General features: G+C 40.7%; 10 protein-coding genes. 5 read left to right on the top strand and 5 right to left on the bottom strand.

What is annotated here, in order from left to right; translation table 11 throughout:
- Nucleotides 1–12 precede the first annotated feature (12 nt).
- The 3 genes from sstT to HXT56_RS01760 all read left to right on the top strand — a co-directional run bounded on the left by sstT (nucleotide 13) and on the right by HXT56_RS01760 (nucleotide 3,074).
- Nucleotides 13–1,269 carry a serine/threonine transporter SstT gene (sstT, locus tag HXT56_RS01750; protein WP_421778273.1) on the top strand — a complete coding sequence of 419 codons (1,257 nt, stop codon included), beginning with the start codon at nucleotides 13–15 and terminating at the stop codon, nucleotides 1,267–1,269.
- A 99-nt stretch (nucleotides 1,270–1,368) separates the two neighbouring features.
- Nucleotides 1,369–1,791, top strand: a complete 423-nt coding sequence (locus tag HXT56_RS01755) for a GNAT family N-acetyltransferase (protein ID WP_116711552.1) — start codon at nucleotides 1,369–1,371, stop codon at nucleotides 1,789–1,791.
- Nucleotides 1,792–2,066: 275 nt separating this feature from the next.
- The gene (locus tag HXT56_RS01760; protein ID WP_421778274.1) at nucleotides 2,067–3,074 is read left to right on the top strand and encodes a CAP domain-containing protein; all 1,008 of its coding nucleotides are present in this window, start codon (nucleotides 2,067–2,069) and stop codon (nucleotides 3,072–3,074) included.
- 211 nt (nucleotides 3,075–3,285) lie between these two features.
- On the opposite strand, the gene epsC is transcribed toward HXT56_RS01760, so the two are convergent.
- Nucleotides 3,286–4,143 (bottom strand): serine O-acetyltransferase EpsC, encoded by an 858-nt coding sequence (gene epsC, locus HXT56_RS01765; RefSeq protein WP_116711554.1) that lies wholly within the window; start codon nucleotides 4,141–4,143, stop codon nucleotides 3,286–3,288.
- A 115-nt stretch (nucleotides 4,144–4,258) separates the two neighbouring features.
- Nucleotides 4,259–5,191, bottom strand: a complete 933-nt coding sequence (cysK, locus tag HXT56_RS01770; protein WP_250309305.1) for a cysteine synthase A — start codon at nucleotides 5,189–5,191, stop codon at nucleotides 4,259–4,261.
- Between the two features lie 873 nt (nucleotides 5,192–6,064).
- On the opposite strand from cysK, the gene HXT56_RS01775 reads away from it, so the two are divergent.
- Both HXT56_RS01775 and HXT56_RS01780 read left to right on the top strand, forming a co-directional pair.
- On the top strand, nucleotides 6,065–6,910 hold the full coding sequence (locus tag HXT56_RS01775) for a nucleoside phosphorylase (RefSeq protein ID WP_421778277.1): 846 nt from the start codon (nucleotides 6,065–6,067) through the stop codon (nucleotides 6,908–6,910).
- A 275-nt stretch (nucleotides 6,911–7,185) separates the two neighbouring features.
- Nucleotides 7,186–8,988, top strand: a complete 1,803-nt coding sequence (locus tag HXT56_RS01780; RefSeq protein WP_421778278.1) for an ABC transporter ATP-binding protein — start codon at nucleotides 7,186–7,188, stop codon at nucleotides 8,986–8,988.
- Nucleotides 8,989–9,240: 252 nt separating this feature from the next.
- Here the strand turns inward: HXT56_RS01780 and HXT56_RS01785 are convergent, their stop codons facing one another.
- The 3 genes from HXT56_RS01785 to HXT56_RS01795 all read right to left on the bottom strand — a co-directional run bounded on the left by HXT56_RS01785 (nucleotide 9,241) and on the right by HXT56_RS01795 (nucleotide 11,509).
- The gene (locus HXT56_RS01785) at nucleotides 9,241–9,567 is read right to left on the bottom strand and encodes a type II toxin-antitoxin system mRNA interferase toxin, RelE/StbE family (protein WP_116711558.1); all 327 of its coding nucleotides are present in this window, start codon (nucleotides 9,565–9,567) and stop codon (nucleotides 9,241–9,243) included.
- Nucleotides 9,554–9,826 carry a type II toxin-antitoxin system Phd/YefM family antitoxin gene (locus HXT56_RS01790; protein ID WP_421778279.1) on the bottom strand — a complete coding sequence of 91 codons (273 nt, stop codon included), beginning with the start codon at nucleotides 9,824–9,826 and terminating at the stop codon, nucleotides 9,554–9,556. The genes HXT56_RS01785 and HXT56_RS01790 overlap by 14 nt, the downstream gene beginning before the upstream one ends.
- A gap of 342 nt (nucleotides 9,827–10,168) precedes the next feature.
- Nucleotides 10,169–11,509 carry a Na+/H+ antiporter NhaC family protein gene (locus tag HXT56_RS01795; RefSeq protein ID WP_421778280.1) on the bottom strand — a complete coding sequence of 447 codons (1,341 nt, stop codon included), beginning with the start codon at nucleotides 11,507–11,509 and terminating at the stop codon, nucleotides 10,169–10,171.
- Nucleotides 11,510–11,562: the final 53 nt, after the last annotated feature.

The following is an 11,562-nucleotide window of genomic DNA, read 5'->3' on the forward strand; positions in this document are numbered from 1 at the left end:
CAGGAGACTCTCATGCACAAGATTATTCAAAAGTGGAATAGCATTGACCTTATTTTGCGTATTGTTATAGGTCTTTTTCTCGGTGCTGCACTTGGCATTTTTGTGCCAGCCCACGTTTATGTGCTAGACCTTATTGGAAAGCTGTTTGTGAGCGCACTTAAATCCGTTGCGCCTATTTTGGTATTTTGCTTGGTGATTGGCGCGCTTGCAAAAGCGAAAAGTGTTGGCAATATGAAGCTCGTAATCGTGTTGTACGCATTTTCTACATTTACCGCAAGTTTGGTAGCAGTGTGTGCGGCTATGATTTTCCCTGTTGATTTCACATTTGCGCATGTTGAAGCAGCATCTTCGCCGTCGCCTCAAGGAATTGGTGAAGTTCTTAATTCCCTTGTACTAAATATAGTGGTTAATCCTGTAGATGCTCTTGCTAAGGGAAACTTTATTGGTATTCTCTTCTGGGCAATTGCTTTCGGCGTTGCTCTTCGCTTAGCTGAGCCTTCTACAAAAGCATTCTTTGATAACGTTTCGTCTGCTATTGGAAAAATCGTTCACTGGATTATTAACGCAGCGCCTTTCGGTATTATGGGCCTCGTTTATACAACGGTCGCAAGTAACGGTCTTCGCATTTTTAGCGAGTATGGTTCCGTTATTGCCTTGTTAGTTTGCACTATGGCTGTTGTTGCTTTGGTTATTAATCCTATTTTGGTTTTCGTTCTTACTCGCAAAAATCCGTATCCTCTTATTTTTAGAACATTGCGTGATTCGGGCGTTACAGCGTTCTTTATGCGTTCTTCCGCTGCGAACATTCCTGTAAACATGAATTTGTGCGAAAAACTTGGTTTTAACAAAGATAATTACTCAGTTTCTATATCGCTTGGCTCCACTATTAATATGAGCGGTGCTGCTATAACGATTTCTATTATGGCTTTGTGTGCAGCGCATACGCTCGGTATTTACGTTGATATTCCAACGGCTGTGATTCTTTCCGTGCTTTCTGCAGTTTCTGCTGCAGGTGCATCTGGCGTAGCAGGCGGTTCGCTTTTGCTTATACCTCTTGCATGCTCGTCGTTTGGTATTTCAAACGATATCGCTATGCAAGTAGTTGCTATTGGTCTTATTATTGGCGTGATTCAGGATTCTTGCGAAACTGCACTTAACTCTTCCACAGATGTTCTCTTTACTGCGGTTGGCGAATATCGCATGTGGCAGCGTGCAGGTATTGCATTCAAAATGGGCAAGGATCACGAAACTGTGCAGCTTAAGAAGTAGCTGTTGTAGCTGTTAGTACTATTATTACTAGTGCGCGTTCTTACGTTTTTACGTTTTAGATCGCGCACTTTTGCTATGTTTTGCGAGGTGTTGTCGTAAATGAATTTAACAGATGTGCAAATACGAGAGTATAAAAAATATAATGGCGAAGATATTTTAAGGTTGTATGATTCCGTTGGTTGGTCTTCGTACACAGATGATTTAGTTGCTTTGGAAAATGGTTTTAACAATTCGCTCAAGGTTTTAGCTGCGTATAAAGATGACGAACTAGTTGGCATTGTTAGGGCTGTTGGTGACGGGTATACGGTTGTTCTTATTCAGGATATTCTTGTTTTTCCTGAGTATCAACGTCAGGGGATAGGCTCTGCTTTGTTAAAGTCGATTGTGGATTGTTATCCTAATGTTCGTCAAATTCAATTGACTACGGATTGTACTGAAAAAACTATTGCTTTTTATAAATCTGCTGGTTTTATTGAGTTATCAGAAATCGAGTGCTGCGGTTTTATAAAAGACAGAGCATGATACAAGCGCATATATACGTATACGCTTTAATAACTATTAAGTGCGAATTTGCAGCGATTGTAGTTTTGACCGGTGAAGAAAATTGCCGTAAACGGCAATAATCTTCACTTCTATCGTATAACTGCAATAAAATCAAGCTGAAGAAGTTTATGAATAGCATACATCATTATGTGTGAATACATTGTCTCCACAAAGTTATAGCTTGTTGCTAAGCAAATCCAATAATATTGTGCTATGAAAATTATAGAAATTATTCATATATAGGGAGATCACACATGTTTCGATTAAAGAAAAGTATATTCTTTGCACTTTCAATTGCTTCAGCGGTTGCGATGCTTGCATCAGGCGTATCTACTGCAGAAGCAGTAAACGTATACGCTGATTCTACTAAGGAAACAGTAAACACAGACTGGCAGATTAAGGATGCTTCAACTGCTGCTAATGTTTTGCGGCACATTCGTCAAACCCGTTCGAAGCTATACGACGATCGCAGCGTATATTTTGAAGGAATGCCACTGCAGGATTATGTTACTAAAAAAGGATTGACCAAAGAACAGTACGTTAATAACATTCAGTACGATCGTGCAAACGAGGAGGATGCGTACCGCAGAGCTAAAGAAACCCGTCATCACGGAAAAATAGCGCATCTTGGTCCAGATGGTGTTAGCAAGCCAAATTACGACGGTCGCAAAGCGTGGGGTGAGAATCTAGCTTGGGGATCTGATGCCGCTGGTTCAATGGAAGCTTGGACTTATAAGGAACTTTCCGCTTTGAAGAATAGTAAAGGACATTTCAACCTTAATTCTGGTCACCTATATCAGGTCCTTAATCCTGATAATATTTCCTTTGGCTACGGTCAAGTAGATGGTGGACCATACGGTGAAGTATCTGCTTTAACTCTTTCGCACTATCACGGTGACTCTGATTATCCTGGTGGCAAGATTGGCGCCGCTGAGTCTGGTGCTGATGAGTCTGATTCTGATGATTCCTTGCCTGAACTGGATTATTCAGGACTTTCTGATGCTGATGCATCGGATTTTTCTGATTATCTAAATTATGATGATGATTCTTCCTCTGACTTAGATTTTTCGGATTTTGCTGATATAGATTTTGCTGATTTTTCAGATATAGATTTTTCAGATTTTGCTGACTTCTCATCTGACTTGAACGCCGGTGATTCTACTGATTCCACTGATGGTTCCAAGGATTCCAAAGATACCAAAGATACTACTGATTCCAAGGGTTCTACTGGCGATTATTTAGATAACCTGCTAGCTTTGTGAATCTTTCTGTGGGAGATAATTACAAGCTAATCGCGAATCCGAAAGTGTAGCAAGCTTGAGTAAGTAAAAATCTACCCAAACGGAAGATGTGATTTACTAATTGTGCTCTGTGCTGAAGGTAATGATTCAGTGCAGAGCACAATTGTTTTTTTATTATTAAGTTCCTTTTACTTGATTGTGTAGGATTGCGCATGCTTCTGCATAAGTGCCATTATGCCTTCGGGAAGTGGTAGGTTGTGTTTGCGGGAATGCTGCGGTTTATCCACGCATTTGCTGCGATTATACTTCCGCTGCCGATTGTGGTTTCGCCGCCAAGAATCGTAGCGTTTGCGTAAATTACTACGTTGTCGCCAATATTCGGGTGTCGCTTTCCGCCTTTTATAGGATTTCCGTCCTCATCTAGCGCAAAGCTTTTCGCACCAAGCGTTACGCCCTGGTAAAGCTTAACATGCTCGCCGATTACGGTTGTTTCGCCAATTACAATGCCAGTTCCGTGATCGATGCAGAAATATGCGCCAATTTTTGCGCCTGGGTGAATGTCAATTCCAGTTTTTCTGTGCGCGTATTCGCTCATAAGTCTAGGAACTAGCGGTACGTTAAGTTCGTAGAGTGCGTGCGCTGTTCGGTGAATAAGCATTGCATAAAACCCGGGATATGCGAGCGTGACTTCTACTTTGCTTGTGCAAGCAGGATCACCTTCGTATATAGCTTGAATATCTGTTAAAAGTAGCTTTTTAATTGCAGGAAGCGTATTTATAAATTGATTGCAAGTTTCTCGAATTTTAGCTGCGTCGTTTGTGTAGCATTGAAGTTCGTGGAATATAATGCGTTCTATAGTGTCTAACGCGTTTGAAGTAACAGTATTCAAACTAGCGTTAGTATTCAAACTAGCGTTGAGTTGTGTATTATTGTTGCTTTCATTGCGCACATGCAACTCAGGTAAAAGTAACACCTGAGTCGCATGTATGAGCGTAATAATATTGCGGTAATTAGGTATGAATGTAGCTTGTCTTATATCTGAATCGTAAATTGAGTTGAGTTGATTTATAAGATCAAGGCGATCATTCATACATTTCTCCTATTATTCTCTTGCTTGTTTTATTTGAGTGTTAGAAAGTGCGCTTGTAAATCTACTAAAAACGCACTTTCAAAACATCATTTATTATTATCATTATTGCATAGCATTATTCCGCAAACAAAGGCGTTGACAAGTATCGATCTCCTGAATCTGGCAGTATTGCAACGATGGTTTTGCCAGCGTTTTCTTCTCTTTTTGCTTCCTGGATTGCTGTCCAAACTGCAGCTCCAGAAGAAATACCTACGAGCACACCTTCCTTTTTGCTTATAAGTTTGCCATTTTCGATTGCGTCTTCATTCGTTACGTGAACAATACGATCATAAATATTCTGGTTGAGGACGTCCGGTACGAATCCTGCGCCAATTCCTTGGATTTTGTGCGCTCCTGGCTTGCCACCTGCGAGCACAGGGGAGTCGGCTGGTTCTACTGCGACTACTTCAAGCTGCGGATTTTGTTCCTTTAAATATGTGCCGGTACCGGTGATTGTGCCGCCAGTTCCAACGCCGGCAATGAGTATGTCTACATTTCCGTCAGTATCCTGCCAAATTTCTGGGCCGGTTGTGTTGTAGTGCGCGTGCACGTTTGCTTGGTTGGTAAACTGTCCCGGAGTCCACGCGTTTGGCGTGTTTTCAACGATTTCCTTAGCTTTGGCAATTGCGCCTTTCATTCCCTCTGCGGCAGGTGTGAGCACGAGTTCGGCGCCGTAGGCTTTCATAAGTTTTCGGCGTTCAATTGACATGCTTTCTGGCATGACGATAATGCTCTTGTATCCTTTTGTTTGCGCAATCATTGCAAGACCAATGCCAGTGTTTCCGGAAGTTGGTTCAACGATTACAGAGCCTTGCTTGAGTGTGCCTGCGGCTTCTGCTTCTTCAATCATCTGCTTTGCGATGCGGTCTTTTACAGATCCTGCTGGGTTAAAATATTCGAGTTTTACAAGGATTTTTGCTGCTAGATTGTACTCTTTTTCAATGTGTGTAAGCTCCAGAAGTGGAGTGTGGCCTACGAGTTCTTGCACGGACTTGTAGATGTTAGACATAATATTTCCCCTTACTTATTTGTTTGTTTTGTTTAATTTGTTTTGTTTTTAATTTTTAAAAAATAATTTTATTAATAAAGCGACTGCTGTTTTATTAGTTGTTTCTAAAAATGCCATTATTCGTTTTAATATTTAATCCGTATCAAATTCTTTTTTTTTTAACGTGTTATATTCGAATTTTGGCATAAAAAAAAGAAACAGCGCGCTGTTTCTTGAATCGTAATTTGCTGTGTTCTAACGTGAATACTTTTAACACAGGCTAGATGTTATGCATACTTAGTGCTTGCAAACATCATTTCGATTAAGAAATGCGCAACAGCATACGTTACAACAACAATTTGTCATCATATTTGTATGATACATGTGCACTCCTTTACTCGTCGAAATGGTGATAAGTGAAGACTATAGCGAATGGATTTGTGTTTGTCAAACCTAGTCTGTGTTTGCTAGCCCTTGATATGTAATCCTTTTCTGTGATATGTATCCCTTTTTCTGGACACTGGTGCAGTATGCGTTCTGCGCGAAGGTCTGATTTTGCTTGTTTTTTGACACTGGTGCAGTCAGCGCTCGCGCGGATTACGCGCTCGCTTACGAAACTCGCGTTGGAAGTCCACCGGACTTCCAACTTAAGCGAGTTTCCGCTCCGAGTTGCCTTCGCGCGCTACGCTCTATGCGCTCAGGCAGGTCGTCGCGCTGCGTGAGTGTCTCTGTTTGGTGTAAGTAGCCATTAAATGCAAATTTGCAGCGATTGGCTACTCTGCGATTGGCCAATTTGCGATTGGCTACTTTGCGATTGGCCAATTTGTGATATTTGCGTACTAATGTGCATACTTGTACATAGGATTGAGTTGCTTGTGGGATGGAGTTGATTATATGACAGAATACGATTTACCGATTTTAGAGTATGATTCCGATAAAAGCGCAGTTTTAATGCCAAATCACGATAATATTTCTGTTCATCTGCCATCCAAAGCGGTTTTTGCTTTCTTAGGCGATGAAATCGATCAGTATGCTTTAAGTAGAAAAGCTACGATTGTAGCAAATTTTGAATCTGCAACTAAAAAATATCCAATATATGTTTTGGAAGAAAAAGTAAAGAAGAAAGTAGGGGATAAGCTAGACGAGAATGCAGACGAAAAGTTAGACGAAAGTTCAGATGAAAAAGTAGAAGAAGAAACGCAAAAAATCTGCTTAGTGCAGGCTCCAGTTGGCGCTCCTGCTGCTGTTCAGATCTTAGACTGGTTGATTTCTTACGGTGTTAGAGAAGTTATTAGTGCCGGTTCTTGCGGATCGCTAGTTGATTATGCGGAAAATGTTTTCCTGGTTCCGTATAAAGCTTTAAGGGATGAGGGGACTTCTTATCATTATTTGCCTCCAAGTCGTTATGTTGACGTTTCAGAGCGCTCGAGACGTGCTATTTTACAAACTTTGCAAGCGCACAATTTGCCTCATCATGAAGTTAAGACGTGGACTACGGATGGGTTTTTCCGTGAAACTAAGGGGAAAGTTGCTAGTCGTAAGCAGGAGGGATGTGCGGTTGTGGAGATGGAGTGTTCTGCTTTAGCGGCTTGTGCACAAATGCGTGGGATTGTTTGGGGTGAGATTCTTTACACTGCAGATACTTTGCACGATGTTGAAAATTACGATGAGCGCAATTGGGGTGGGGATTCTAAAGCGTATGCTCTTAAGCTTTGTATTGAAGCAGCGTTGCGCATTTGATACGTTTACACTGATATTACATTATGGAATCAGTGTTTTAATTTGATTTTTTTTTTTTAACTCTATGCTTATTATTTCTAGCAAGCATTGCGCATAAATGTGTTTAGGCATTACGTATAAGTGTTATTAAGCATGATAAGTGTGATAATGTAGCTTTCAATACTTTGTAGCGAGTGAATCGGCAAAACGAAAATGAAAATGCTAGCTACGAAAATGATATTAGAGAAGAAATAACAGAAATAGTATAGATATAAAGGAAGTGAGAGGTAGCGAGAATGAGTAAAACTGACAACGCGGCGAATCAGAATTCATTCGCGAATCAAAATATTGCGGCAAATCAGCAATCGCCCGCAAATCAGCAATCATCCAAACTGCATCCCGACGTAAAAAATTACGTAAAACTATTTTTCAAAGAAAACAAGTTTGTAGCTTTTCTTTCGATGATAGTTTTTATTGCCTTGTCTATGATTTTCACTGCTATTTCTTGGATTTTGCAAATTATTTTCGACTATATGTCTGGCAAAGGAGCCTTCTCTTTAACTACTATTTTGCTGCTTGTAGTTTCCTTTATGCTGGCAATCTCCTTAATTTTCGCGTTGAAGCGCAGTGCGTACCCTCGCTTTCTTGAAAAAGCAATGAATCAGTATAAAGAGTCTGTTATCAAGAAGCTTTTGAAAAAGAGTTATAGTGATTTTTCGCTTGCGAATTCCGGCACGTATCTTTCTGTACTTACTAATGATTGCGAGCGTATTCAAGAAAAGTATTTGAAGAAGATTTTTGATTTTGTTCAAGATGTTCTTATGCTTGTAAGCTCTCTAGCTCTTATGATTTACTACAGTCCGCTGCTCACTGTTATTGCCCTTGTTATTTCCGTGCTCCCAATGGCGTGCTCGATTCTTACGGCTAACGGAATTGCTACTCGTGAGGAGCAGGTTTCTAAGTCGAATGAATCTTATACGGCCCTGACGAAGGATGTTTTGAATGGCGTTTCGGTTATTAAGAGTTTTAAGGCGGAGCAGGAGGTTATTAGCCGTTATCAGAATCAGTCGATGGAACTTGAGCATGCTAAGAATCTTCGCGAGAAAACAATGACTACTGTTTCTGCTCTTGGCACAATTTCAAGTCTTGGAACTCAGCTTGGCGTGATGCTTGTTGGCGCTTGGATGGTTAACGCTCACGTTGGCGTTATTACTGCTGGCATGGTTTTAGCTTTCACTAATTTGATGAATGGAGTGCTTCAGCCTATTTCAAGTCTTCCGCAAATGCTTGGAGAGATGAAGGGTGCTAAGAAGCTTATTAGTAAGATGGCTGATTATATGAGTAACGCCAAGGAAGATTCTGGCGAGGTTATTGACGATTCTATTAAAAGTGTTGTTTTGCGAGATGTTTCGTACGCTTATGATGCGGATCATAAAGTTTTGAAAAATGTAAATCTAACTTTGCAGGCTGGAAAATCTTACGCGATAGTAGGGCCTTCTGGTGCTGGCAAGAGTAGCTTGATTAATTTGCTTATGGGCTATTACAAGGATTATGAAGGTAGCGTGCAGCTGAATAATCACGAACTTAGCAATGTGAGCAAGAGTTCGCTTTATGATAAGACGACTCTTATGCAGCAGTCTGTGTTTATGTTTGATGCTTCGATTTTAGATAATATTACGCTTTTTAAGCCGTTCCCGGATGTTGAGGTGGATTGCGTGATTCACCTGGCTGGTTTGGATGATTTGATTGCTGCTAAAGGCAAGGATTATCAGTGCGGCGAGAATGGTAGTCATCTTTCTGGTGGAGAAAAGCAGCGTATTGCTATTGCGCGAAGCTTACTTAAAAAGTCCGAGATTCTGCTGGTTGATGAGGCAACGAGCGCGCTAGATAACGGGACGAGCGCGAATGTAACGCAGTCTATTTTGGATTTGCAAGGAATTCTTCGACTTGTGGTAACTCACCGTTTAGATGCTAATTCGCTTAAACAATATGATGAGATTCTTGTGATGAAAAGTGGCGAGCTTATTGAGCGCGGAAACTTTGAGGATCTTATGAACCAGAAAGCTTACTTCTACTCGCTTTACACTGTGTCTATGTGAGGCTGTGGAGCTGGTTTGCTCTCAATGCGCTGTGCAATTTCAATCTCGGTAAAAATATTAGCGCAGCATGCTTTCTGCGATAGTAGCCAATTGTTGCGAATTTGCAGTGATTGGCTACTTTGGGATTGGTTGATTTGGGCAGGTGAAGAAAATTGCCGTAAATGACAAAAATCTTCACTGGTGTTTATTAAACGCGTATCACAATAGCAGATGTATATCTCACTGACAGGTGCGTATCTCAATAACTTTAACTTACAATATGTCAACCCAGTTTTGTCTAGCATGAAGTATTCTATGTACCATAACCGTTTTATTCTCTTCGCAAATTTTATAGAAGATTACATATTTTTTAACGAAACATCTTCTGAAGTTTTTGCTACTCAGGTAATCATCGTTCACCAATCGGTATCGATAAGGCATTGTAGATAGGCTTGAAACAGTGGCTTCTACGTTATCGAGGAATTCGGATGCTGTAATTGGGGAGTCTAGATTGTGCGCAATGTAATGGACTATGTCTTGTAAATCTTTGTGGTAACTTTGCGAAACAAGAATTGAGTATTTTGGGTTACTTTGCGCTATTGTTTAGTTCTTCTCTTAAGTTTCGCAGTGATTCTTCAAAAGATAATGTGCGATTGTTGTTAAAATCAGACTCGCTTTGATCAAGTAAGCTGTATAGTTCATATTTGCTCATGAACTTGTTGAATAAGTCAATGCTCATTACTGCTAAGTCTCCGTGACCGTTTTTTGTAATGAAAACTGGCTCTTTTGTTTCGTGGCAGAATGTTGATATCTCGTTGTAGTTATTGCGTAAATCTGTGCTTGACTTAATAGTTGGCATCGTGCGAGTCCTTTGAGATGATTGTTATTATTTTTTTTGAATTAGCTTATCTGGTTTTGCTTTATGTACATAAATAAAATATTAAATTAGTATAATGCAATCTAAAGATATTATATTATTATTTCTTTAGATTATTGACTTTGATTGTTTGATTTCCATAATTCTAGTAGCCAATCGTTGCAGATTTGCAGTGATTGGCTACTTTGTGGTTTGGCTACTTGTGATTGATTGTTGTTTAAAATAAACGCCAGTGAGTTTATTTCAACTCGACTGGCGTTTATTAATTATTTGCGCTATCCGCTAGTTACATTTGTTACCCACCGTTTTTTCAGAAATAATCTGCTAAATAAACTGTGATATTACAATGCCAGCAACCATAAGCGGAATGTTGAAAATAAGGAATGTCGGAACGCAAGTATCCCAAATATGACTGTGCTGTCCGTCCGCATTTAAGCCAGCAGTAGGCCCGAGTGTGGTGTCGGAAGCAGGGGAGCCTGCGTCGCCAAGAGCTGCAGCAGAAGACATAAGAAGAATCGTTGCAGGAGTGCTAAAACCAATACTCTGGCATAGAGGCACGAACAAAACCGCAAGAATAGGAACCGTACCAAATGAAGTACCAATGCCCATAGTTACCAGCAAGCCAATAATCGTAATCACAAACGCAGCAATAATTTTGTTCTGCCCCATGGCTGCAACGCCAAAGTGTACAAGCTCCTCAACGCCACCTGTCGCTTGAATAACGTTAGCGTAGCCGCCTGCAATAAGCATTACGAAAGCAATAAGACCCATGAGCTTCACGCCACCGGTAAGCTGCTTGTCGATGTCGTTCCATTTTATTGCGCCAAAAATAATCATCGTTGCAAGACCTGCAAGAGAAGAAAGCGAAAGATCTTTACTGATTACCTGCACTATTACAACAATAATAATTGCAAGAATAGTTACGTAATGTGCTTTAGTAAGAGGGCCAACAACAGCGTCAGCGGCACGAGTATCAGCTTCGGTGGTTTCGTATTTGCGAGGTTTGCGATAGAGCACAAATACGGCAAATAGCAAAGCTGCTAGCATTGCAGCGCCCAAGTACCAGTTCACAGCGCTTACGTCCGATACGGTAACTTTCATGCCGTTTTTAGAAAGATTAGTAGCGATAACAGTCTGGAAAATAAGACCGAAGCCAAATGGAATGGCAATATATGGCACTTCAAGGCCGAAAGCAGTACAGCAGGCGGCAGCTCGACGATCCAAATTAAGCTTATTCATAATCGACAAAATAGGCGGAATAAGAATAGGAATATACGCAATATGAACCGGCACAATATTTTGCGACATGCACGCAATTACTGTCAACACTGCAAGCAGAATAAATTTATTGGTACCAATAATCTTGCTTATCTTTTTAGAAATAATCTGGGCTAAGCCAGTAGCGGTAATAGCCTCAGCAAAAGTACCAAGCAAAATGTATGCGAGTGCAGTTTGTGCGTTAGTGGAAAAACCATCGCAAAGCAACGCCATAATTGTGTGATTTCCGTCTCCAAAAAGAGGAAGATCGCCTGCAATACCGCCCGCAACGCAGGCTACAATCATAGCAAGCAGAACATTAAGTTTTGCGAGACTGAGCGCGCATAACACTACGACTGACACGATAACTGGGTTGAATACGATGTGTAGTATTTGCAAACCTAGCATGCTTCTTCACCTCTTTTTAGCTAATTGAGAATCGAATTGTAACTTTTGAACTC

Origin of the sequence: Gardnerella nova (assembly GCF_049244055.1) — a bacterium.
Taxonomy (GTDB): Bacteria; Actinomycetota; Actinomycetes; order Actinomycetales; family Bifidobacteriaceae; genus Bifidobacterium; species Bifidobacterium vaginale_H.

Coding starts and splice junctions, on each gene's coding strand:
- HXT56_RS01780 (WP_421778278.1), top strand. CDS start 7,186: ATGAGTAAAACTGACAACGCGGCGAATCAGAATTCATTCGCGAATCAA.
- HXT56_RS01775 (WP_421778277.1), top strand. CDS start 6,065: ATGACAGAATACGATTTACCGATTTTAGAGTATGATTCCGATAAAAGC.
- cysK (WP_250309305.1), bottom strand. CDS start 5,191: ATGTCTAACATCTACAAGTCCGTGCAAGAACTCGTAGGCCACACTCCA.
- HXT56_RS01790 (WP_421778279.1), bottom strand. CDS start 9,826: ATGCCAACTATTAAGTCAAGCACAGATTTACGCAATAACTACAACGAG.
- HXT56_RS01760 (WP_421778274.1), top strand. CDS start 2,067: ATGTTTCGATTAAAGAAAAGTATATTCTTTGCACTTTCAATTGCTTCA.
- epsC (WP_116711554.1), bottom strand. CDS start 4,143: ATGAATGATCGCCTTGATCTTATAAATCAACTCAACTCAATTTACGAT.
- sstT (WP_421778273.1), top strand. CDS start 13: ATGCACAAGATTATTCAAAAGTGGAATAGCATTGACCTTATTTTGCGT.
- HXT56_RS01795 (WP_421778280.1), bottom strand. CDS start 11,509: ATGCTAGGTTTGCAAATACTACACATCGTATTCAACCCAGTTATCGTG.
- HXT56_RS01755 (WP_116711552.1), top strand. CDS start 1,369: ATGAATTTAACAGATGTGCAAATACGAGAGTATAAAAAATATAATGGC.